Source organism: Neptuniibacter sp. PT8_73, assembly GCF_047778045.1.
Lineage (GTDB): Bacteria > Pseudomonadota > Gammaproteobacteria > Pseudomonadales > Balneatricaceae > Neptuniibacter.
Window position 1 is genome coordinate 3,832,822 of record NZ_CP180545.1, and the last position, 23,780, is coordinate 3,856,601.

Consider the following 23,780-nt stretch of genomic DNA (forward strand, 5'->3'; position numbering starts at 1 on the left):
CTATCCCACCTATTCTCAGGATGAAGCGAGTTTAAATACACTAACTGATTTCTGAAGCTCATCGGCCGCATCTACCAGCTCATCTGATAGTTCAGCTTGCTGCTTCATCTCGGCGTTGGTCGCTTGAGTGGTTTCGTTAATGCTGTTTGCACGGGTACGTAGCTCTTCCGCTACTTTCGCCTGTTTCACCGAGCTGTGTGCGATACGTACTACGGAATCTACCAGAGTCTGAGTAGTGGCACGGGTCTCATCCATACGCTCACCCGCTTCTTCCGCTAGGCGCGTGCCCTCAACTACGTCGGTGATTACGTTGTTGATTACGTTAATCGTATCCGATGTCTCAAGCTGGATGTTATTTACTAGAGATTCGATCTCAGAGGTCGCTTCACGGGAGTTCTCCGCAAGACGTTGTACCTCATCTACTACCACCATCAAACCACGACCCGCTTCACCAGCTGACGCCGCGTGCATACTCGCGTTAAGGGATAGTACGTGGGTACGTTCCGAGATGTTGTTGATTAGGTTGACGATACCACCGATCTCTTGAGAACGTTCACCCAATCGTTTGATACGTTTTTCCGCCTCATGGATGGTCTGGCGGATTTTGTTGATACTGTCGATCGTCTGAGATACTGAGTCCATCGCCGTTTCAGATGTTTTGATCGCTTTCTGAGATGCGTTGTTCGACAGTACGGCCAGTTTAGAGATCAATTCCATTGCACGAATTGCGGAGTCCAAACCGTTCAATGTTTCACTGATCTCCTCTTTCTCTCGTTCCGCATAGCTCAATACCGTTTCAGACTGAGATTTCACCTGAACCGATGCATCATTTACACGGGTGGATACGCTGTTTACTTCCTGCAATACCGATTCGATCGACTCTACCAACTGGTTGATGGAATCAGATACCGCACCCGTTACATCTTCTGCTACAGGTACACGTACCGTTAGGTCTCGCTGGGAGATCTGGAATACGTTCTGGATCAAAGTAATGATCGAGCTGTTAAGGCGTTGGTTCTCTTGTTCCTTAACTTGAAGTGCGTTCTCTTTCTCATCAAGCATGTTATCCAATACGCTCGATAGCTGACCCAATTCGTCTTGCGTGTCCAAGCCACTTCGTGCTTCGACATCGCCTTCACGTACTTTATCTACCGCTGATTGGATAGTTTTCAGTGGATCGATTACGCCATATTTGATGATGGATAGAGAGATGGCCATCGCCACGATCATCAAGCCGATAGAGATCAAGAAGTAGGTCGCCATCTCAGTGGTATCGTCAGCAATCAACAGATCGTTTTGTACCTTGTAGCTTGCTGCTAGCTCGGTTACTTCATCAATCTTTGGAGCCAGTTTATCGATGATCTCTTGTAGGCTGGCAAACTGAGTTTGTTTACGCTCGATCGCTTCTGCTAGTTCGGTAACCAATAATTCAATCTGCTCGATATTGCCTGAAGCAGACGCACGGCTATCGGATAGTGATTTAACTTTACTAGAATCCAGGTGGGCAGTTTGGATCTGTCGCTTGATGGTATACAGGTCTGTTTGAATAATATCTAAGTCAACTTCCCGACCATCAGTAGCGATATATTTATCAAGATCGGTTTGCACAACCGACAATTGATCACGAACCCAGTTACGGTTGATCCATAGAACTAGAGGCTCTGTTTGTGAAATAAGGGTACGAATTTCCGCTGCTAAACCTTCGTTTTTGTTTACACCAATCTGAATTGCTGTTTCAGAAGCATCATAGAATACGTCCTGATACTGATCCATAATGACTTGGAACTGTTCAACTAGCTGTTTATCTTTATCGGTCCGTAGGTAAGCTTTAAGGCTCAGGATATCTTGATCCAATTTAGCCATTACATCGTTATAGATAGATAGACGATCCATCTCCTTTGCTACCTGAAAGCTCTTCTCCTGAAAACGCGCCTCAGCAACACTCTCCTGAATGTCTCGTACCAGTAGCAAGAAGCTATTTAGGTTTTGAGAACGTTGTTTTGCTTCCTCTTGCAGAACGATCGTCTGGTAGTAGGATGCACTCATAAAGAACAGACCGGCACAGAGCAATCCTAAAACGATTGCGAACTTAATCGGTATCCGTATGTTCTTAAATTCCCAAAAAGACTGCATAGCTCGCTCACTCCGTACTTTTTAAAACTGTTTCTTCAAGGCTAGGAACAATCGGTGATGATCAATTTCGACCCAGTGCTGGTCTTGATGTTCATATACCTGTCCTGCTGCCTGACGGATAACATCAGGCAGATCTCCACATGCTTGATCCAATAAAACTGGGTCCGTGATACTCTGAGGTGGTTGGGTCAACAAGACGCCAACGGTCTTCGGATGATCATCGATCAGCAATACCCAAGATTGTGGGGCTGTGTTGCCATCTAAGATTTGCAGGTACCTATTCAGATCGTAAACAGGCACCGTTTCGCCACGGTGATTCATAAATCCGGCGAACCAGTCTGGTGTAGATGGGATCGAACAAATTGAGGGCGCTTTCGCAACCTCTGCCCGGGTTAGTTCCGAGATAAGTAGTTGGTAACTACCGATCTCAAAACCATGCCGGATCTGGTGAATGCTAGGCTGATCATCCGCTTTTATATTTGTTGTTAGCTGAGCATCCATCGCGTATTTCTCAAGTTAACGCAGAAATCTGCGCCATTAGCTCTGCATCAGTGAAAGGCTTAGAAACCATGGCTGTAGCACCCTGTAGCTGCGCCCACACCTTATCTGCCTCTTCATTTTTACTTGATACAATCACTACTGGAATATGTTTTGTTGCTTCGTCAGACGTGATCTGACGACAGGCTGAATAGCCATCCATTTCTGGCATAACGATATCCATGAAAATTAGATCAGGATTTTCCGTCTTTGCCTTTTCAAGACCCTGCTTGCCATCATTGGCAGCTACTACTTCAACACCGCAAGAAGCCAATACTGTACAAATATGCTTCTGCTGAACTAGGTCATCTTCAACAACCAATACTTTTTTCACTGGATAGCTCCATTTACTTACGCTTTCTGAAATTCATCAACCCAATTGGATACTCGGCCGATCACCTTCTGAAACTCTTCGTGCACGATTGGCTTGGTCAGATAGGTGGAACAGCCCGACATAATTCCTTTCACCTCATCCATAGGTGAAGTCTTAGAGGTCAGCATTATGATTGGGGTTTTCTTTAAATCTGGACGTTTACGCATTTCTGTACAGGCTTCAAACCCGTCCATGCCAGGCATAACTACATCCAGAAAGATAAAGTCATAACTATGATCTGTTACATTCGCGAGTGCTTCTTCGCCAGAACCGGCAAAGTGCACGTTAACCGGTAGCGGTAACTGCTGTAACTCGGCATTTAGTGCCTGTTGCATCACATCGTTATCATCCACTACCAATACTTGATAACTGGTTCGACCACTTTCAACTGCTGCACTTTCCGTAGGCTCAGGTGCAGTGTATTTACTGAAAGTATCTTCTTTTTGCTCCTGTTTAGCGGACTCTAGATCCATCTCTTCATTTTCGTGCGTCATTTTATCTAGAGCACGTAAAACGCGAGAAGAAACCAGAGGGTAACCAAGATGAGCATGTTCCTCGCTTTCAGGCTTACCACGGCCGACCAAAATGATACGGGCATGGTAACTTTGAGGAATTTCCGCTAATTCAGGGTATATAGAGAGGTCAAATCCAAATACGAGCAACAGGTCAGGAAGCTCAGAAAAATCGGGAGTTACCAACGTATAACGGGTCTGTTTAGACAGCTTGAAAATCTTTTCCAGCTTAACCCGCTGATCGTTAGGAAAACCTATTGAACCTATCAGCATATCAGCCCCATACCCTTACAGATGAAGTGGGATATGCTAAAAGTCGAGGGGGAATCGGATGATCAATGCCACCCAAAATATCCATACCGCCCTGAGCCATCCCAGACGAACGCGGGATAATACACGGCGCTTGTTTCATTAATGCTGCAGTCTCACAACTTACTCGCTGTGAACTACCATTGCAGTAACACATGACTTCCATAAGCTAGTACTAGCAACCCACAGCATAAAAATGCGGTTGCCAGTCTCCATCTCTACTCTTGAATTTATTATTTTTATTAGTGACGTCTAAAAAAACGCCTATCTATATACACTACAGATTTTATTAGACGAATAAAACCTCTGTGCGCTAACAGTGTGCAGAGCTTATGTTAGAACTTTTTAAATTAAGATAGCAACTAAAAAAAACGGACCTTTTGGTCCGTTTCATTACTTTTCGCTGCAAAATAACTGCTGTTGTCTCATCAAGAGGCGACAACCTTCGCCTCTGACATCCCGGCTCCAACAGGCGTGGCGCGCCCATGATTTGTCGTCTTCAGTACGCTCTTCTCGGAATTCTGGTACATCCTTACAGAAGTTTTCGCTAGGTGATGCATTCTGTAAACAAGCTTTTAAAAATTTTCCATGCTTGATCGTACAACTAAACCCTGAGCATTGATTAAAGCTACTTAGCGCTTCTTCAAGACAAGTTTGCTGGTCGGCCTTTTGACCTAACGCTAATCCTCTTTGCTGAAATTCGTTATTCTGATCAGCAAGCTCCTGATTCCAACCCGGCAACCACTTATCTTGTGTTAGCCAAGCCAAGAAAATACCCGCTGCGAGCAGTAATAGAATTCCCCAAACAATCTTTTTAACCATTAGGCTTCCTTACGTGGACGCCAAAGCAGTCCTTTCATACACATAAATACACCCACAACCGATAGCAACATACCACCATTCACCACCAATGGGTGCCTTACTAATAAAGGTTTGAAAGGGTGTTCCCGCTCAAGATCACATTCAGCCAGATCATAGTTATATGAACCGCCTTGATCTAAGCATGCCTCAACAGCACTTTGATCGACATAGAAGAGAACCATCAAGGCGACTGATGGCAAAATCAGAAGTATTAAACCAATTCGTAGCATGAACTATTCGCTATCACTAATACCAAGATTACTGTAACCGTCGTTATGCGCTAGTTCACGTAGCTCTTGCAATGCATCACGACGTGGTAAGTCATCTTGGATGATCTCTAGGATATCCGCTTGGAAATCATCTTCTTGTACCATGAGGTCGTGTGTATTGATGAATCTAACCAGCTCATCATCAGAAATCTGATCGTCCGCGTTTAGTTCAATAAACGTTGCCACCGACTCACGAGACATATTGGCAACAGTCAGAACTTCGCTCGCATCTGCAGCGATTACGGTGTTAAGTGTAGAGAACAGTGCAACAACCGCATCCAAAGCTGGAGACGCGCCGTACATATCGAACTCTTCCAGATCAGGCATATTTTCTTCTACCTTATCCAGTTGAACTTCGAAGTTCATTTTTGCACCGGTATTGTTCAGATGATCCCAGACTGCATCCAGAATTTGACGCATTTTGCTGACATCACCAAACTCCATCAAACGAGCAAATAGAGCAAAATTAGGGAACATGCGTTCTGAGACTGCAGCGCAGTAGGCCGCTAACTGCCAATCTTTAAGATCGTAGAACTCTTTGTCAAAGCGCTGATCAGACATCTAATCCACCTGAACTATTGGAAAGTGTTTATTGTACCGGTTTTGCGGCTAATTGCAGTGAAATCTGTAGCTATTCTCGCGCCAGCATATAAGCGCGCTCTGAGATATCGTGCCAAGCCATCGCCTGCTGTCGAAAATTCTCAAAGGATTCGTAGATTTTGACTGCTCTAGGGTCTTTTTCTAGCTCTTGTTGGATCACTTCATGCGATGCCACGCGTAGCTGTTCCAACACTTCTTCAGGAAATTGTCGTAACTCGACCTTATGCACCTTTAACAACACTTCTAAGGCTCGGTGGTTCTTCGCAGTTAGCTCTGCCAGCATCTCTTGATTAGCCACTTTCATGGCATTAGTCACGATCAATTGCAGATCTTTCGGCAACTGATTCATCGCTTGTTTATTGACGATACATTCGATGGTTGTACCGGGCTCATGCCAACCGGGGTAGTAGTAATATTTGGCAACTTTATAAAGACCCAAAGCCACATCGTTGTAGGGAGCAGCCCACTCAGCAGCCTCAATCTCACCCTGTTCCAATGCGCGGAATATCTCATCGCCCGATAACAATACTGGTTCCGCACCTAGACGTTTCACCACCTCCCCACCTAAGCCGGGGATACGCATTTTAAGGCCTTTAAAATCATCAATGCTGTTAATTTCGCGGTTAAACCAGCCACCCATCTGCACGCCGGTATTGCCACAAGCAGCAGGGATCAGGTCGTATTCTGCGTAAAGCTCCTGCCAAAGCTCAAGACCTCGCCCTTGATACAACCAAGCATTCATCTCTTGCGCAGTCATACCGAAAGGCACCGCCGCAAAAAACTGCGCAGCCCTGACTTTGTTTTGCCAATAAAAGGCAGCACCATGGCCCATTTCAGCTTCGCCTTGGGAGACCGTTTCAAATACTTCAGAAGGGGCGACCTTTTCATGGGCACCATAAACCGATATATGGATACGGCCGCCACTCATCTCATTGATTAAGTTGGCAAGAAAATTAGCCCCCATGCCAAACCCCGGGAAGTTTTTAGGCCAAGTTGTAACCATACTCCAACGAAATTCAGGGATCAGTGCAGCATTGCTAAATTGAGGCGCCGTCGCTAAAGCGGCGGCAATGGGCAGAGAACCAGCTTGCTGAATAAACTTACGACGTTTCACAAATGGAAACCTTATTTATTTTTTTAACGAAAATAACATGCGATTTTTCACTCCGCAATTTACGACAAATGATGATCTGAGCGTCAGAAGGTTGTTATACTTAAAACTGTAGTATTAATTTATAAGTGCTAAGTGAGGTGTAGGGTTGAACTCGTTCAATCTGCTTAAGTCGATTGCGCAAGCGCGTGAAAACTTAAGGAAGTCAGAGCAAAAAGTTGCGGATTATGTTTTAGCTCATGCTAATGAAGTAATCCATATGCGTATTGTTGATCTAGCATCTGAAGCCAATGTCAGTGAGCCCACCGTGGTTCGTTTTTGTCGTGCCCTTAGCTACGACGGCTTCCAAGACTTCAAACTTACCTTAGCTCAAGGCTTAGCCAGTAATAATCACTTCGAGCAATTTTCCCTAAACTCAAAAGACACTGTGACTGAGTTTAAGGAAAAGATCTTCGATTCCATGATTGGTAACTTGCTCAATATCAAAGAGCAACTAGATACCACTACAGTTGAACGTGCGATCGCTGCGCTAGCTAAGGCTCGTCGCGTCGAGTTCTATGGCTTTGGCGCATCGGCTCCTGTTTGTACTGACGCCGCGCATAAATTCCACCGTTTGAAGGTCTCCAGCACCTCTTATTCCGATCCGCACATGCAAGCTATCTCAGCGGTATCGCTTGATGATCGCGATGTGGTAGTGGCTATCTCTCAGACGGGTCGAACAAAAGACCTTTTACACACGGTAAAACTGGTAAAAGAAACCGGCACAACGGTTATCTCACTCTGCCCTAGTGATACTCCTCTAGCAGACCTTGCGAGCATTCCGATCCATATTGATCTGGAAGAAGATAAAGATCTAAGCACCCTTATGTCTTCTCGCGTACTTCATCTGGTTGTTATTGATGTACTCGCTGTTGGTGTAGCTATGAAGCTAGGGCCAGGGCTGGTTGATCATCTAAAAACTATCAAACGTAGTCTCAGATCTTTACGTCAAAACGACAAACGCCCGAGCGCTCGCCCTGCCGATGATATGGACGAAGATTAAGCTATTTCTGTCACATTTGTGACATCTATTCTTCACCCTGTTGCAACATAGGCTTTTTAATATTCCTCTCGGAATTCGCCGAAAACTGTTTGATATTTGTTCAGAGCTATTATAAAACAGGGATAAGGCTGTATTAAAAAGCGTGTTTGATAGAAATCTTTTTATTAAGCAACTTCACCAGAGCCCCTCATAGAGGAGCGAAGGATTTATGCCTTAAACAGCATAAATAGATACTGCTTCGCTCGATGGGCCTTCTGACCGTTAAGATAAGATCAGGAGCTTACTATGCTGCATAAAACTGAAGACCTTAACGAAACCCAGGTTGAAGTATTCGATCTGTTAGTGGGTTTTGAAGAAGAAGAAAAACTTTCCCGCAAAAAACTCGCAACGCGCCGCGCGCTTAGAGCTCGCCGAGCCATCGAACAACACCAAGAAGAAAAAGAACTCGCCTCTCATATCGACGAATGTTGGTTTGATGAGTAACGAACAATCACTCGCTATGTTTACTTATAAATAAAACGCCAGTCATACGACTGGCGTTTTTACATGAACTTTTTACTAATACTCTGGATAGAGAATATTCAATGGTATAGATCGACTGCCTTCCACCACGATTGCACAGTGTTTACGCTTAAGCTGACGCGGCTCGGTTACACCGCAAGAATGTGCGATCATCTCCACCTCATGTACCAAATGGTCATGATAGTTCGCTACACGATCCGCTTTAACCATTGGCACTAATCCGCGCTGCAGGTCTGGATCGTGGGTAGTGATGCCGGTCGGACAGGTATTCTTATTACACTGCAAAGCCTGAATACAACCAAGAGCAAACATGAAGCCACGCCCCGTTACAGTGAAATCAGCACCCATGCAAAGTGCAGCACCAACATCGGTAGGGTTAATCAATTTACCTGAGGCAATGACGCGGACACGCTCACGCAGGTTATGAGCCATAAGCTTGTTCACCAAAATAGGTAAACTCTCTCGTAAAGGAAGGCCCACACTGTCCATCAGCGGCATTGGCGCAGCACCGGTACCACCGTCACAACCATCTAAGGTAATAAAGTCTGGTGCACTCTCTACACCACGCTTGTTAACCGACTCACAAAATTCATCTAACCACTCGGCATCACCCAATACCATTTTGAAGCCACAAGGCTTACCAGTGATGCGACGAACCTTCTCAATCATATCGAGCAGATCATCAATTGAAGCAATATCTGGATGACGGTTAGGACTCAAAGAATCTTGACCAACAGGAATGCCACGTACCGCAGCAATCTCTGGTGTTACCTTCTCTCCCGGCAGGATACCGCCCTTACCCGGTTTAGCCCCCTGACTCAGTTTTATCTCGAACATTTTTACCTGAGGAATATCACCTTTCTCTTTTAGCTTTTCCTCAGAGAAATTACCGTCTTCATCACGTAAACCATATTTCGCAGTACCAATCTGATAAACAATGTCGCAACCTGACTCAAGATGGAAAGGCGATACACCACCCTCACCTGTATTCATCCAGCACCCTGCTTTCTTAGCTCCTTGAGACAAGGCCTCGATTGCAGGTCGTGACAGTGCGCCATAACTCATGCCGGAAATATTAAAAAAAGACGCAGCATCGTAAGGCGTTTTACAATAAGGACCTATACGTAGGCTCTGCGTCGTTACCGCATCTTCCTTTAAAGTTGGGAAAGGACAGTTTAGAAAGTAATAGGTGCCTGGAATACGCAGATCTCGAGATGAACCAAAAGCGATAGTACTATCTACGTTCTTGGCAGCTCGATAAACCCAAGAGCGCTGCGCACGGTTAAATGGCATCTCCTCACGGTCCATAGCAAAGAAGTACTGACGGAAAAACTCACCGGCATGTTCAAACAAGTAACGAAAGCGACCAATCAGAGGGTAATTACGACGGATTGTTTGCGCGGTTTGATGCTTATCGATTTGGTATAAAACTACCGCCACAACGATTGCGACAACAAACAGCACCAAGAACGCAATACCAACAAACGCGATAAAATTTATAGCAAAGCTCGACATTGAATCATTCATGCTATGGACCTCCTATAGACATAGCACCGCCTCTTAATGAGGTTTTATCTTTGTTTGTATGCTGTATCGGCTTCTGTGTAAATAGATAAATAAAAATATCCTATAGTTATTAATAGGCTAGCTCTGATTTTTAACCTTACATGAGAAAGCCACGCTGTAACATTAACACCTTCTAAAATACAAAAAGACATACAAAAGCAAGGTATTTAAACGACAAAGGCAGATTTTATGCACTAAAAAGCGACTTTTTTTGCCTGATATTTGCCAACCCCCTTTATCAAGAGGTATGGTACGTCGCTCTTCTATTTTTTAGACTTTCAGCCTAAGGAATAGTACTTTTTTATAGGTCATATTTACGAATTGAACCTAAGCCTGACTCATTTTTGAACAGGCGCTTGTTTTTTCGTTATACGCCCCTATTTAACTAGGTATTGTTTAACGTAAGCCTATTTTTCTATACGTAAGAGCTTACGGATTCAGATTTTGATAACTACCGAATTGGAAGACCTGCTTCATGACCAACTTGCCTGACGTTACCAGCCATCAAAATCCTGAGATTCACGGCTCTCTGGACTGGGTGGGCATGAATGGAATCACCGTCCCTCTGCAATTTGACGATAGTAAACTAGGTGTAAACAGCATCGAAGCACGCGTTAATACCTACGTTAATCTGGTAAATCCTAAGGTTAAAGGTATCCACATGTCTCGCCTTTACCTTGCTCTAAGCAACTTTTTTGAAAACCAAACGCTGAATGTTCCAGCGTTAACAGATTTCCTATCGCACCTATTGGATAGCCATCACGATATCTCGACTCAGGTTTTCCTAAACTTTGATTTTGATTTCCTAATCAAGCGCGACGCCCTAAAAAGCGATAACAGTGGTTGGAAAAGTTACTCCACAACCCTACGTGCAACGCTAAAAGACGGTGAAGTCGTTCTGGAACTAGCAACACGCGTTCCGTACTCATCCACTTGCCCGTGTTCAGCAGCATTATCACGTCAGCTATTAGCTCAAGCATTCACTGATGACTTTGCCAACAAAGGCAGCATTAACGTTGAAGACGTAGAGAATTGGTTGAAGTCTGAAAAAGGCTCATTCGCTACACCTCATAGCCAACGCAGCCAAGCAACAGCTTGGGTTAAGCTGGATAAAGATATGGGTGCATTCCCATTAACAGATCTAATCGATCTTGTTGAAGATGCCCTAAAAACACCAGTACAAACAGCGGTGAAGCGTGCTGACGAGCAAGAGTTTGCTCGCTTGAATGGTCACAACCTAATGTTCTGTGAAGACGCTGCACGACGCGTTAAACAAGCGCTATTAAGCCAAAAGCAGTACGCGGACTTCTGGTTGAAGGTAGAGCACTTCGAGAGCTTACACGCTCATGATGCAGTTGCTCTTGCGTCTAAAGGTATTGCAGGCGGTTACAGCCCAGCTGATTACAGTTAAGCCTAAAATCCAATGATAAAAAGGCAGCTAAATAGCTGCCTTTTTTGTATCTGGAATTTATAGCTAAAAGAGCAACTATTCTGCTTCCAGCAGCCTTTTAAACTCCTGATCATTCATTTGACCCCAAAACAATGGTAAGTCCAGAATGATTCCTGACTCACCTCTTTGATTGACCTGATTGTTACTCACTTTGTTCACGAGATAGCTATCCTCATCACCACCCGCATCCACAAAAAATGAAAGACTGGGGCCTCCATGGTAATTATTAGGGCCGCTGCTTGCCGGGTACACTTGGTAAGTGTCCTTTCCTTGCCGATCTAAAAACAAAGCAAGTCCATTATGAGCTGATGCACCGAGGGAAAAGCTATGCCCCTTGGCGTAAAAATCGTCTCCTGCATCATCTAAAAAAATAGTCGCAGAGAGATCCCAAGCGGCACTGTTTGCTGCCCCAACCCAACTTTGATAATAATCATCACCGCCTTGATCCCAGAAAGAACCCAACGCCGAATGTGATGCAAAGCCTTGAGCATAGCGGGAGCCTTCATAAGCATCTGATTGTAGTCCAAGGTCGATTAAGGCCCCCCAGCCAAAGTAATAACCACCACCTTGAGAAAAGTTGCCAGCTTCGTATGCATCTTCACCTCCATCATCCAGCAACACACCGATCCCACCAGAGGCTTGATGTCGAAACCCAACACCAACACCCTGAGAAAACCCTTTGTAGATCCCAACACCATTAGAGTAACTTGATCGATAAAGGCCCGATGCATGATAGCGATCATCACCACCTTTAGAGATTAGAGCAGTAAAAGCACCAGGGCCGGCAAAACCTTGAGCAAAGCCCCCAGCATCAAACTCATCATCACCACTACCATCTACAACAGCAGCGAAGCCTTTCCCCAATGCGCTTGCTTGGGTAAACCGTATGCCTCGATACAGATCATCCCCACGTCGGTCGATCAGAAGACCCACACCGCTTAGGGCGCTCCCCTGGGCAAAGGGCTGATTACTGGTATAACGATCGTTGCCCGCGTGATCATAGAGAATCCCCACCCCCATAAAACCAGTGCCTTGGGCAAAGGCTTGCGTCGACTGATAGCGGTCATCTCCTCCAAGATCAATTAATAGCGCTATAGGCGAATCAGGCCGAGCAGCGGCAACAGGAACCCTGTATTGATCAGAGCCACCCAGATCGATAATGACAGGGAAGCCTTCTAGATATTGGTTGTTGCCACTCCCGGCAAAGAGAATCCCTTTTTCTGAGTGCCATAAGACCTCACCTTTTACCCCTTTCACTTTTACGGGGTCTCTTTGCTGCTGCTCAAACAGGCGCAAATCACTCTCGAGCTGTGATAAATAATCAGGCTCTATTGCGACTGACATCACTTCTGCAGCCGCTACTAAGGAGGCAATATCCACCTTTTTCAGTATTTTTAAAGCCTGATTATGCTGCTCCAAACGCTGAACATCGTCATCTAGGTAGAGAAATAAACGCTCAGCAAACTGCTCAGCTAAGGTAGGCAATACTTGAGCTATATGGTCCCGCTCTTCAGAAGTCAGTGCAGCAAACGCTTGATCAACCTGTAATTGCGCTAATCCGAGTAACTGCTCCAAATAATGACCATGCTCGGCAGCAGTCGCTCTTTTCAAAGGCCTAATTGGTAAATTAGAAAGAGCGGAAGTTTTAGGAAGGTCTAACTGTGATCGAGCTACCTTAAACAATTGGTCAAGATTAAGCTGCTTTCCTCTTTGGACCTGTTGTAATTCCATTCCTAACGATCGAGTAGCGAGTGAGAGTTTTAATGGGTCTCTATGGAGGTAACGCACTGTATCCAGTCGAAAAGGGTCATCAATCATCTGATCCTTTTCAAACCGTTTCAACAGCTCTTGATAACTCTGATTCAACGCTGTTTGAGAGGGAGAAAGCCGAATAACATTATGTACAAAAACTTCTTCGACTGAAATATCAGCTGTTGCTAGATCAGGCCGTAATATCGCATTACCCGGTAATTCCCTTTCTTCTGTTCCTGGCTTTGGACTTAATACTGTAGTGATCAGTTTTTCCTTCTCTGCTACGCGCCCTTCCAAAGTCACCTGCTGGTTAGGATAAGCATTTAGTAAGCGTTCCCAATGAGGAATAACGACTGAGCCTGCCAATCCCGATTGCGTTCTTTCTAAAGGCTGACCATCAACCGATAACTGATCTGAAACTGTGCGACGCTTTATTTTAAAAACGAGTTCAGTACCCACGCCAAGGTTTTGAATTCGGGATCGAAGAAAAGCGGTCACCTCTTTTCGAGGCCTTTCTATGGGTTCACCATCTAAAGAAACTAAAATATCACCTGACTTTAAACCGGCTAGATCTGCAGAAGAGCCGGGTACTACAGCGACTACACGGACAAGTGCTCGATCTTCTTGAACTTCGCCAATAGGCTCGGCCGCCATAATAATGCCGAGATAACCAGGTAGCTCAGTTTTAGATAATGGCGCGTGCGGTAATTCAGTAGGCGGGACGATCTGAGAGCAAGCACTCAGAATGAGGGCCGCAAATGCTAATAACGCCACTCGCTGAATAGATCGGGAAAGATAGGCCATGTAAGTTCCGTTTAAGACTTAAAACCGTCTGTCTTTAACGCTTACATTAGCAGGCGATCAAGGCAGATACCATCTCACCCTATTTCAACCATGCTCATCCTTATACTGCTGCATTTAGTGCTTAAAGTAGGCAATCACTTGCCTAACTTGTAGTAACTCTGCCATTCAGATTCAGGAACCATACTACCGCCTGTAGCCCAGATGATATGGGTTGAGTTATCCAACTTACTCTGCAAGCCATGATTCTGAAGGTAGCTTTCGCCCTGCGAAATCAGATTTATAATGCCTGTCGCTCCCGCCAAAGCCGATGGTTCCAGCATGATATTCTCACTCTCATAAATTTCGGCCAATAATTGATAAAGTGTTTTGTCCTCTACGGTATAAACCCCACTTAACAATGGCTCCATCACCTTACCAACAAAACCGGAAGCACGGCCTACTGCGAGGCCATCAGCACAAGTTTGGTTGTCGATGCCTAGCTCCTGAACACTGATCTGATCATGTAGCCCAGTATACATACCCACCAGCATACAGGGAGAGTGAGTCGGCTCAGCAAAGAAGCAATGAACATGATCACCAAAGAGCAGTTTCAAACCAAAAGCAATACCACCCGGGCCGCCACCGACACCACAAGGCAGATAGACAAACAAAGGATGTTCAGCGTCGACCTGAATTTTTTGCTCTGATAGCTGCTTAGCTAAACGCTCTGCAGCAACCGCATAGCCTAAAAACAGGTCATTTGAGTTCTCATCATCCACAAAATGACAACGCTGTTGGCTGAGCGCTTGTTTACGCCCCTCTTCTACCGCTTTACTGTAATCATCTTCATATTCAATGACCTGCACGCCTTTGCTACGTAGTAGGTCTTTCTTCCACTGCCGAGCATCTGCAGACATATGAACCGTCACCGAAAACCCTAAAGCAGCCCCCATAATTCCGATACTAAGACCAAGGTTGCCGGTTGATCCCACCACGATTTGATACTGACTAAACAGCTCGCGACAAACATCACTATTCAGCTTGCTGTAACAACTCTCTTTGGTGATAAGACCGGCATCTATAGCAACGGTCTCGGCATACTTAAGTACCTCATAGATACCACCTCGTGCTTTTATCGAACCAGATATAGGCAGATGGCTGTCGCACTTCAACAGCAGACGACCAGAGAGAGTTTGATTGGCCCTTGCCTCTAACTGGCGATGAAATTGAGGCACCTCCCGCAACGGCGATTCAACCATGCCTTTATTGGCAGCGGTTTCCGGAAACACTTCCGCAAGATAGGGAGCAAAATGATTCAATCTTGCTGAAGCATCGGAAACATCAGTTTGCGCTAATGGCAGGTGCGCAGATACTGCAGAAAAGTCCGTGATTTTAGAGTTTAGCCAAAGCAACGGCTTAGTTTTCTGAAGCCGCTCCAATAAGGGAAACTCACGTATCAGATCATTTATTTCCTGTCTGTTTAACCCCATAAAACCAGCTCCAATCGAATAAATTTTGTTAATTCCAACTAATGAAATTAGGATAAAAGCATTAAACCAGTGCTTATAATTTACAACAAACCATAAAAAACCATCCATGGATTAATATGGCTAATCTGAAATCCTCTCACTTGAACAGCGCCGTTCTCGCTAACCTGCAATGCTTCAGCAGCGCAGCCAAGCACCTTAGCTTTACCCTCGCTGCAGAAGAGTTAAATCTTACTCAAGGGGCCATTAGCCAACGTATACGTAAATTGGAAGAACAACTCGGTTTTGCCTTGTTCTTGCGCTATAACCGTCGCCTAAAGCTCACCGCCGAGGGCGAAAGGCTCCTGATACAAACCAATAACAGCCTGATAGAGCTCGATAATCTGATTCGGGATATCCATAGCCAAGGGCTTGCCGGCGAACTCTCACTCTCAGTTCCCCCTTCTTTTGCTTCGCAATGGTTGCTGGAAAGACTGGCAGACTTCTCTCAGCTCTTCCCTCAGATTTTTATTCGTATGGAAACCCATAGCCGTCTGATCGACTTTTATGCCGAACGGATCGATCTAGCGATCTATTATGGTCAGGGCGAGTACCCGGGGTTGGTTAGCTTGCCACTCATGAATGAACAGCTCATTCCCGTTTGTACCAAAGACTTCGCAGATAAACATGACTTATGGGATAAACCAGAAAAACTAAACCACTGCCATTTACTACATGATGCTCAAGCATGGCCTGAAGCTGGCCCCTATTCAGAATGGTCCTACTGGGCGAATCAACAAGCATTAAACCTCAATCTAAAACAGGGTCACTGCTTTGATAAGTCAGAACATGCAGTGAAAGCTGCTAAATCAGGTTTAGGCATCGCTATGGGGCGTAAACATCTAATCGAAAAAGCGCTAAACAGTGGGGAATTGATAACCCCATTTGGAGAATTACAACCAATCCAATCTCAACAAGGCTATTTTCTGGTCACCCACGAAGACAGGAAGGAGCAGCCTATTATCAGGGCATTTAGGGAATGGACTCTGGAAAGAATACAGGCCCACTGATCAGTGAGCCTGTTATAGAGGTCTTATTAACTCAAGCCGTTACTCAACCGTTACCGACTTAGCCAAATTTCGTGGCTGATCCACGTCTGTACCTTTCAATATTGCGACATGATAAGAGAGCAACTGCAGCGGAATGGTGTACAGCACGGGCTGCATAATCTCATCACATACTGGCATATTCAGTACATAGGTGCCCTCTTCTGACTGTAGTTTCTCACAACCCGCAAAGACAAACAGTTCACCACCACGAGCACGTACTTCTTGAAGATTCGCTTTCAGCTTATCCAACATATCGTTCTGTGGAGCCACTGCGACGACAGGCATATCTTTATCTACCAACGCTAACGGGCCGTGTTTTAGCTCACCTGCTGGGTAAGACTCCGCGTGGATATAGGAGATCTCTTTCAGCTTAAGCGCACCCTCTTTTGCCACAGGATACAAAGTGCCGCGGCCGAGGAACAGTGAATGATTCTTTTCAGCAAAGGACTGTGCCATCTGCTCAATATCACTATCCATTGCTAGAGCTTGCTGAACCTGTTCAGGAAGCTTTTTAAGCGCAAAGATGATTGCTGCTTCAGTTTCTTCGCTTAAGCCATTACGACGGCCAAGTGCGATTGTCGTTAGCATCAACGCCACTAGCTGTGTCGTGAACGCTTTAGTCGACGCTACACCAATCTCTGGACCCGCATTGGTCATCAAGGCCAGATCTGATTCACGCACCAAAGAGCTACCCGGGACGTTACAGATAACCAAAGAAGCCAAAACGCGATCCTGAATTTCACGCAGTGCAGCTAAGGTATCTGCTGTTTCACCAGACTGTGAAATGGTCAGGAATAGCGTGCCTTCAGGAATCACCACTGAACGGTAACGGTACTCACTGGCCACCTCGACCATACATGGAATACCGACGAGATCTTCTATCCAGTACTTAGCAATCAAACCGGCATGAAAGCTTGTACCACAGGCAATAATTTGTACCTGCTTAACCTGATCAAACACTTCTGCTGCTTTAACACCGAAGCATTGCTCCAACAGTTTGTCTTCGCTGATGCGCCCTTCGAGACACGCTTTGATCACCTCTGGCTGCTCATAGGTCTCTTTAAGCATATAGTGCTTAAATTCACCTTTATCCGCAGAGCTTACACCATGTTCAAATTGGCTGACTTCACGCTCTACTTTTTTGCCTGAGATATCCGTAACAGTGATATCTGCAGCCGTTAGGGTCGCAACATCACCATCTTCCAAAAACATAAAGCGGTCAGTTACTTGTAAAAGAGCAAGCTGGTCGGAAGCGATAAAGTTCTCGCCAATACCAACACCGATCACCAACGGGCTACCTTTACGCGCAGTAACTAGCTGTGATGTATCTGCTTTTTCAATCACGCCTAGCGCGTAAGCACCTTCAAGCTGACCAATAATATTGGCAACAGCCGTATGCAAAGAGCTGGTTGATTTAAGCTCTCTTGCAAGTAAGTGTGCAATTACTTCAGTATCCGTTTCTGAGCTAAATTCATAGCCATCATTTTGCAGATTGGCTTTTAGCTCTTCGAAATTCTCGATAATACCGTTGTGCACTACGGCCAATTGATCGCCGGACATGTGCGGATGAGCATTCGCTTCACAAGGTACGCCGTGAGTCGCCCAACGGGTATGTGCGATACCTGTCGTACCCACTAAAGGCAGCTCTTGTAAAGCATCAGAAAGGGCTTGAACCTTGCCATTACGACGACAACGCTGGATACCAGCTTCGGTCTGCAATGCAACACCGGCTGAGTCATAACCCCGGTATTCCAAGCGGCGAAGACCTTCAAGCAAGATTTCCTGAACTGGCCTAGCTGCAACAGCACCTACAATTCCACACATAATTAGTTTCCTTTCTTCTTAGGACGCGGCCAGTTTTTCAATTCAGTTTGTTTTGCACGAGTAATCGCAAGCGCATCATCAGATACAGGTTTAGCAATCGTTGAACCTGCGCCAACAGTCGCCATAGCGCCCACTTTAACCGGAGCAACTAGGGCGGTATTGGAACCAATAAATGCGTTGTCACCGATTTCTGTCAGCGACTTATTCACGCCATCGTAGTTACAAGTAATAGTACCTGCGCCGATGTTTACATCTTTACCCAATACCGCATCGCCCACATAGGACAGGTGATTGATCTTGCTTCCCTCACCCACAATCGCTTTTTTAGTTTCAACAAAGTTTCCAACCTTCGCTTTAGCAGCAAGCTGAGTGCCTGGGCGTAAACGTGCAAACGGACCAATATCACAAGATTCTGCAATAACAGCATCTTCAATCACTGTATTTGCCTTGATATGGGTGCCAGCTGCAACAGTACAGTTTTTGAGATAGCAGTTTGGTTCGATTACAACATTGTCACCTAGTACAACATCGCCCTCTAAAACAACGTTTACATCGATCAGTAGATCCTGACCAATAGAGACATTACCGCGCACATCAACACGCGCTGGGTCAGCTAAAGTCGCGCCATTAACCATCAACCATTCAGCACGTTGTAACTGGTACCAGCGTTCTAGTTCAGCCAACTGAACGCGGTTGTTAACCCCTTGAACTTCCTCTTCAGCTTCTGGCTGAATCGCGCTGATCTTAACGCCACCATTAGCAGCCATCGCGATGATATCTGTCAGGTAATATTCGCCTTGCGCATTTTCAGAGGATAGCTGTGGTAACCAATCAGCAAGATACTGACTCTTAACCGCTAAAATTCCGGTATTTACTTCATTGATTAGGTGCTGCTCTGGCGAAGCATCTTTATGCTCAACAATCGCCACAACTTTGTCTTCGCTATTACGTACGATGCGGCCGTAGCCAGTAGGGTCTTTTAGGTTTACTGTTAAAAGAGCCAGATCACCAGTGGCAGCAATATCGACCATTTGCTGCATAGTTTCAGCTTGAGTCAGAGGCACATCACCATACAACACTAATACAACACTATCTTCAGCTACTTGAGGCATCGCTTGCGCTACAGCATGACCAGTGCCTTTCTGTTCCGCCTGCAAAGCAAAGTTAAGTTCTTGCCCTTGCAACTCTTCACGTAATTTGTCCGCACCGTGACCGATCACCACATGCGTATTCACCCCCTGCAATGACGATGCGGTGTCGATTACATGTTGCACCATCGCTTTACCGCCAACCTTGTGCAGTACTTTAGGGAGTTTAGATTTCATACGGCTACCCTGACCAGCAGCCAAAATGACAACGTCTACGGACATAGTCTTACCTTTCCTTGTATAGGTTTTCGCTTTATTTTCACCGAACTTTAAAGTAAAACTGTAACGATACAATCCCTTTTGTCACAAAATTTATGACAATTATGAATAACGACGTTTTTAAAATATTGGGCTTAAACTCAAGAGAAATAGCAATCTATAAAGCCTTATTAACCCTGGGGGCAAGTTCTATACGAACAATTGCTGACAAATCAGGGGTTAATCGCGGTAGTGCTTATGAAAGTCTCAAAGATATGCAGCAAAAAGGTATCGTGACCTATCTACCCAAAGGCAAACGACGTTTATTCGCCCCTGTAGATCCAGATATTCTTTTGCAACTGGCTGAAGATCGCCGACAGAGCTTAGATAAAGCGATAGATGAACTAAAACAGAGCATTATTCCTGAACTGCAACACCTTAAACCTGACTTTAATACTGCCAATGTCAGCTTCTATGAAGGCGATGACGGTATAGAGCACGTCCTGAAAGATATTCTTGTAACAGTATCTAGCTCCGATGCTGACAGCTACTCAGTGTTCTCCTCCAAGCCGATCAGGAAACATCTCTATCGACCCTTCCCTAACTTTACTAACCAGCGCATACAGCGTGGTATTAACGTACGCGCCATTGCAATCGGTGATGGCGGTGAAGACGCTCTGCTATCAGAACGTAAGTGGATCAAAACGGAAGGCAAAGTCGATGCCGCCTACATTGCTATCTACCCACCTAAATGTGCAATCATCTCACTCGCTTCAGAAAACTATCCCACAGCGGTGGTGATTGATTCACCGGAAGTGGCCGGTGCGCAGAAAATCATCTTTGATACGCTTTGGCGACTGCTGTAGCTCACCTAAAGGTCCCCTTCTTTCATTAAAAGCTAAACCTTAATTGAATTACCTTCTTTGAATAGAGTTATATTATAACATTACACTTCATGTCATAATTGGCCGGTTTTATAGCCACTCTCCCGAAGTACGAGACACAGAGGTATTGCAGCAATGAATGACACATTGATTAAGAACGCGATCATCATCAATGAAGGTGAACAAAGAGAGGTCGATCTAAGAATTAAAGACCAAAGAATCGATCTAATTGCTGCTGATATCGACGCTAAATCAACCGACACGGTTATCGATGCTAAGGGGTGCTGGCTGCTTCCGGGAATGATCGACGATCAAGTACATTTCCGTGAGCCAGGTTTAACTCATAAAGGTAGTATCGCAACTGAATCGCGTGCAGCCGTTGCAGGAGGCATCACCAGCTATATGGAGATGCCGAATGTTAACCCCTCGACGACAAATGCTGCTGCACTAGAGAATAAATATAATATTGCTGCTCGAAACTCCGCAGCGAACTACGCTTTCTATCTAGGGGCTACTGAAGACAACTTAGATGATATCAAAGCGCTAGACCCGACCAAAACCTGTGGCGTAAAAGTGTTTATGGGTGCCTCTACCGGCAACCTACTTGTCGAAAACCCAACTGCTTTAGAAGGGATCTTCCGTGAAAGCCCTGTTTTAATCGTTACTCATTGCGAAAGCGGCCCGGTTATTGCCAATAACCTAAAACGTGTTCAAGACACCGGACGTAAAATTACGATCCACGACCACCCTATTATTCGTGACGATGAAGCCTGTCTTGCTTCCTCCTCTTATGCGGTAGAACTAGCAAAGAAATATCAAAGCAATCTTCATGTTCTACATATCACAACAGAAAAAGAGCTGAGCTTATTCCTGTCAGGCCCTATCCAAGGCAAGAAGATCACAGCAGAAGCTTGCGTGCACCATCTATGGTTTAGTGCTGAAGATTACGAAACGCGCGGTAATTTAATTAAATGTAATCCGGCGATTAAAACCCTACAGGATCGCAATGCGCTGCTAAATGCACTTAAGACGGGGCAGATCGATATCATCGCAACGGATCATGCTCCGCATACACTCACCGAGAAGCTGGTTGATTATTCAGATGCACCAGCAGGCCTTCCCCTTGTCCAACACGCTCTACTAACCTTATTAGAGCAAGTTAATTTAGGCCGTATGTCGATCGCACAAGTTGTCGAGAAGGTATGCCATAACCCTGCGATCCGTTATGGTGTTTTAGAACGTGGATTTATTCGCGAGGGTTACTTTGCCGATCTAGTTCTGGTTGATCCAAAAAAATCGACATTAGTAAGCCATGCGAATAGCCTATACCACTGTGAATGGACTCCGTTTGACGGCCTAGAATTCTCGGGTCAGATTAAATCGACTTGGGTAAATGGACACCTAGTATATGATGGTAAACAGACACTAGTTCAGGAAGGCATTGCTAAACCATTAGCCTTTTCTGGTCTATAACAGTCTAAAGATACGCTTAACTTCTAATATACAATAACAAAGCCTCTTCGCCTTATAGAGGCAACAGTTAGGAGCAACAATGCTTAGAAAGTGCCCGGCGGGCTACTACCCAGAAGTGTCAAACAAGGCCTTTATTGACCCTACTGCCATTATTTGTGGCCGTGTGATCATCGAAGATAATGTGTTTGTCGGCCCTTACGCTGTAATCAGAGCCGATGAAGTTGATGCATCAGGTGAGATGCAACCTGTACTGATTAAACAAGGTTCAAACCTTCAAGACGGCGTGGTGATTCACTCTAAAGCCGGTGCCGAGGTTGTGGTAGGTGAACGTACTTCTATCGCTCATCGCTCGATTGTACATGGCCCATGTACAGTCGGTGACGATGTCTTTATCGGCTTTAACAGTGTCGTCTTTCGCTGCCATATAGGTGATGGCAGCGTGATTAGACACAATGCCGTAGTCGAAGGAGTTGATCTACCTGAACGCTCTCACGTGCCGCCTATGACAGCCATAGCGCATGAATCTGACCTAGCATCAGTCGAAAAGGTATCGTCTGAATTCTCTTTGTTTTCAGAATCCGTCGTCTCAGCCAACCATGTGCTAGTCGCTGGTTATAAAGACCTAGGCGACGAGCTCTAACAGCTTTCAATCTTTACTTTTAGCACCATCAAATAAGGCAACCATCCGGTTGCCTTTTAGATCAAATCGTTTGTAGAAATTACTTAACTCTAATTTTCCATTTATTTGAGGAGGTGATTTTGTCAAACGCGCATCCCTCGTGAAACGATGATTTCTCAGATCTCCAAACCACTTTTACACCTGCAAGGCTCTCGTCAGAGTTTTCTACCAGTCTATTTTCTGAAAGCTGATAGCTCTTACCCCCAAAGTGTTTGTTGTATTTCTTAGATACTTTCCTTACGTGCTTAGTCGCCTTGTGGATAAGGTCCTTCTCAAGAAATTTAGGGTCTACAAACGTTAAGAGGGTTGTTATGTCATTCGCGAGCTTAGCGTTTCTGTATTCTGAGCACTTTTCAATAAAAATAGGATCTTGGTTATTAGATGCAACAAACCCAAAATTATCAGTACTAGCAGCCAACAGCTCATTGCTTAATAAAATTAAGCAAACAGAAAGTATTTTCTTCACTTTAATATCCATACAACAAAGCTAAAAAGTTCTTGTACATTTTTACATTAATTTAGCATCAGCCCAAACCACATAACATAGACATTGTAGTTGTGGGTATTCTGTAGGCGCAGCCGTCCTCTAGCCACATAGTGGCGTCCTAAAAGCGTAGAGATCTCTAGCCGCGAAGCGGCGTCCTGGCTACTAACAAGCGAAGCGATCTTTTTTTGTTTATGGCTCTGCCAGAAACAAAAAAGGCAACCCGAAGGTTGCCTTTTAGAACTAATGATTTGTAAGAGTCAGTCTTAACGACCAAGCTTCTTACGAATCTGCTGTAGGGTACGAAGCTGAGCCGCAGCTTCAGCCAGCTGACTCGCTGCTTTAGAGTATTCGAACTCTGCAGTTTTATCAGACATCGCCTGTTCAGCATGTTTCTGTGCTTCTTGAGCTTTCGCTTCATTAAGGTCTGCAGCATGTAGAGCAGTGTCTGCAAGTACAGTTACCTTATGAGGCTGAACTTCAATGAAGCCACCGGATACGTAGAAGATATCCTGTTCGCCACCCTGTTTGCGTAGCTCGACAGGGCCTGGTTTTAGTTCCGTCAGAAGCGGAGCGTGACCTGGATATACACCCAGATCACCCAGGCTACCTGTTACGGATACGAATTCAATAAGGCCAGAGAATAGTTCTTCTTCAGCACTTACGATGTCGCAATGAACAGTCATAGCCATATT

Annotated in this window: 22 protein-coding genes; 7 read left to right on the forward strand and 15 right to left on the reverse strand. The window is 45.1% G+C overall.

Annotation, left to right across the window (positions count from 1 at the left end):
• Positions 1-15 precede the first annotated feature (15 nt).
• From ACMXYN_RS17585 to ACMXYN_RS17620, 8 genes are all read right to left on the reverse strand, one after another.
• Positions 16-2,133, reverse strand: a complete 2,118-nt coding sequence (locus tag ACMXYN_RS17585; protein WP_415892896.1) for a methyl-accepting chemotaxis protein — start codon at positions 2,131-2,133, stop codon at positions 16-18.
• A 21-nt stretch (positions 2,134-2,154) separates the two neighbouring features.
• A complete protein-coding gene (locus ACMXYN_RS17590) occupies positions 2,155-2,634 on the reverse strand; it encodes a chemotaxis protein CheW (protein ID WP_415892897.1) in 480 nt (159 codons plus the stop codon).
• Positions 2,635-2,644: 10 nt separating this feature from the next.
• Positions 2,645-3,004, reverse strand: a complete 360-nt coding sequence (locus tag ACMXYN_RS17595) for a response regulator (protein ID WP_415882925.1) — start codon at positions 3,002-3,004, stop codon at positions 2,645-2,647.
• A 17-nt stretch (positions 3,005-3,021) separates the two neighbouring features.
• Positions 3,022-3,828, reverse strand: a complete 807-nt coding sequence (locus tag ACMXYN_RS17600) for a response regulator (RefSeq protein ID WP_415892898.1) — start codon at positions 3,826-3,828, stop codon at positions 3,022-3,024.
• 429 nt (positions 3,829-4,257) lie between these two features.
• Entirely contained in the window at positions 4,258-4,686 is a 429-nt protein-coding gene (locus ACMXYN_RS17605) for a hypothetical protein (protein WP_415892899.1), read from the reverse strand.
• Positions 4,686-4,955, reverse strand: coding sequence for a hypothetical protein (locus ACMXYN_RS17610; RefSeq protein WP_415892900.1), 270 nt, complete (start codon positions 4,953-4,955; stop codon positions 4,686-4,688). The genes ACMXYN_RS17605 and ACMXYN_RS17610 overlap by 1 nt, the downstream gene beginning before the upstream one ends.
• A 3-nt stretch (positions 4,956-4,958) precedes the next feature.
• Entirely contained in the window at positions 4,959-5,555 is a 597-nt protein-coding gene (locus ACMXYN_RS17615) for a YjaG family protein (RefSeq protein WP_415892901.1), read from the reverse strand.
• A 70-nt stretch (positions 5,556-5,625) separates the two neighbouring features.
• Positions 5,626-6,708, reverse strand: coding sequence for a TRAP transporter substrate-binding protein (locus tag ACMXYN_RS17620; protein WP_415892902.1), 1,083 nt, complete (start codon positions 6,706-6,708; stop codon positions 5,626-5,628).
• Positions 6,709-6,853: 145 nt separating this feature from the next.
• On the opposite strand from ACMXYN_RS17620, the gene ACMXYN_RS17625 reads away from it, so the two are divergent.
• Both ACMXYN_RS17625 and ACMXYN_RS17630 read left to right on the forward strand, forming a co-directional pair.
• Positions 6,854-7,747 carry an SIS domain-containing protein gene (locus tag ACMXYN_RS17625; protein ID WP_415892903.1) on the forward strand — a complete coding sequence of 298 codons (894 nt, stop codon included), beginning with the start codon at positions 6,854-6,856 and terminating at the stop codon, positions 7,745-7,747.
• Between the two features lie 285 nt (positions 7,748-8,032).
• On the forward strand, positions 8,033-8,230 hold the full coding sequence (locus tag ACMXYN_RS17630; protein WP_415892904.1) for a PA3496 family putative envelope integrity protein: 198 nt from the start codon (positions 8,033-8,035) through the stop codon (positions 8,228-8,230).
• A gap of 75 nt (positions 8,231-8,305) precedes the next feature.
• On the opposite strand, the gene ACMXYN_RS17635 is transcribed toward ACMXYN_RS17630, so the two are convergent.
• A complete protein-coding gene (locus tag ACMXYN_RS17635; protein ID WP_415892905.1) occupies positions 8,306-9,796 on the reverse strand; it encodes an FMN-binding glutamate synthase family protein in 1,491 nt (496 codons plus the stop codon).
• A 514-nt stretch (positions 9,797-10,310) separates the two neighbouring features.
• Between ACMXYN_RS17635 and folE2 the strand changes: the two genes are divergently transcribed.
• Positions 10,311-11,246 (forward strand): GTP cyclohydrolase FolE2, encoded by a 936-nt coding sequence (gene folE2 / locus ACMXYN_RS17640; RefSeq protein ID WP_415892906.1) that lies wholly within the window; start codon positions 10,311-10,313, stop codon positions 11,244-11,246.
• 75 nt (positions 11,247-11,321) lie between these two features.
• Here the strand turns inward: folE2 and ACMXYN_RS17645 are convergent, their stop codons facing one another.
• Together ACMXYN_RS17645 and ACMXYN_RS17650 are read right to left on the reverse strand one after the other, a co-directional pair.
• Positions 11,322-13,841, reverse strand: coding sequence for a PDZ domain-containing protein (locus tag ACMXYN_RS17645; protein WP_415892907.1), 2,520 nt, complete (start codon positions 13,839-13,841; stop codon positions 11,322-11,324).
• Positions 13,842-13,975: 134 nt separating this feature from the next.
• On the reverse strand, positions 13,976-15,310 hold the full coding sequence (locus tag ACMXYN_RS17650) for a D-serine ammonia-lyase (RefSeq protein WP_415892908.1): 1,335 nt from the start codon (positions 15,308-15,310) through the stop codon (positions 13,976-13,978).
• Positions 15,311-15,426: 116 nt separating this feature from the next.
• Between ACMXYN_RS17650 and dsdC the strand changes: the two genes are divergently transcribed.
• Positions 15,427-16,356 (forward strand): DNA-binding transcriptional regulator DsdC, encoded by a 930-nt coding sequence (gene dsdC, locus ACMXYN_RS17655; protein ID WP_415892909.1) that lies wholly within the window; start codon positions 15,427-15,429, stop codon positions 16,354-16,356.
• Between the two features lie 39 nt (positions 16,357-16,395).
• Here dsdC and glmS read toward each other — a convergent pair whose 3' ends face one another.
• Together glmS and glmU are read right to left on the reverse strand one after the other, a co-directional pair.
• Positions 16,396-18,219, reverse strand: coding sequence for a glutamine--fructose-6-phosphate transaminase (isomerizing) (gene glmS / locus ACMXYN_RS17660; protein WP_415892910.1), 1,824 nt, complete (start codon positions 18,217-18,219; stop codon positions 16,396-16,398).
• Between the two features lie 2 nt (positions 18,220-18,221).
• On the reverse strand, positions 18,222-19,589 hold the full coding sequence (glmU, locus tag ACMXYN_RS17665; protein WP_415892911.1) for a bifunctional UDP-N-acetylglucosamine diphosphorylase/glucosamine-1-phosphate N-acetyltransferase GlmU: 1,368 nt from the start codon (positions 19,587-19,589) through the stop codon (positions 18,222-18,224).
• A 101-nt stretch (positions 19,590-19,690) separates the two neighbouring features.
• Here glmU and ACMXYN_RS17670 point away from each other — a divergent pair, with 101 nt between their 5' ends.
• From ACMXYN_RS17670 to ACMXYN_RS17680, 3 genes are all read left to right on the forward strand, one after another.
• Positions 19,691-20,431: a TrmB family transcriptional regulator gene (locus ACMXYN_RS17670; protein WP_415892912.1), complete on the forward strand. Its 741-nt coding sequence runs from the start codon at positions 19,691-19,693 to the stop codon at positions 20,429-20,431.
• A 153-nt stretch (positions 20,432-20,584) separates the two neighbouring features.
• Positions 20,585-21,922, forward strand: a complete 1,338-nt coding sequence (locus ACMXYN_RS17675) for a dihydroorotase (protein WP_415892913.1) — start codon at positions 20,585-20,587, stop codon at positions 21,920-21,922.
• Positions 21,923-22,001: 79 nt separating this feature from the next.
• Entirely contained in the window at positions 22,002-22,562 is a 561-nt protein-coding gene (locus tag ACMXYN_RS17680) for a DapH/DapD/GlmU-related protein (protein WP_415892914.1), read from the forward strand.
• 79 nt (positions 22,563-22,641) lie between these two features.
• Here ACMXYN_RS17680 and ACMXYN_RS17685 read toward each other — a convergent pair whose 3' ends face one another.
• Entirely contained in the window at positions 22,642-23,079 is a 438-nt protein-coding gene (locus tag ACMXYN_RS17685; RefSeq protein ID WP_415892915.1) for a hypothetical protein, read from the reverse strand.
• Between the two features lie 272 nt (positions 23,080-23,351).
• The gene (locus tag ACMXYN_RS17690; protein WP_415882942.1) at positions 23,352-23,777 is read right to left on the reverse strand and encodes a F0F1 ATP synthase subunit epsilon; all 426 of its coding nucleotides are present in this window, start codon (positions 23,775-23,777) and stop codon (positions 23,352-23,354) included.
• Between the last annotated feature and the right edge of the window lie 3 nt (positions 23,778-23,780).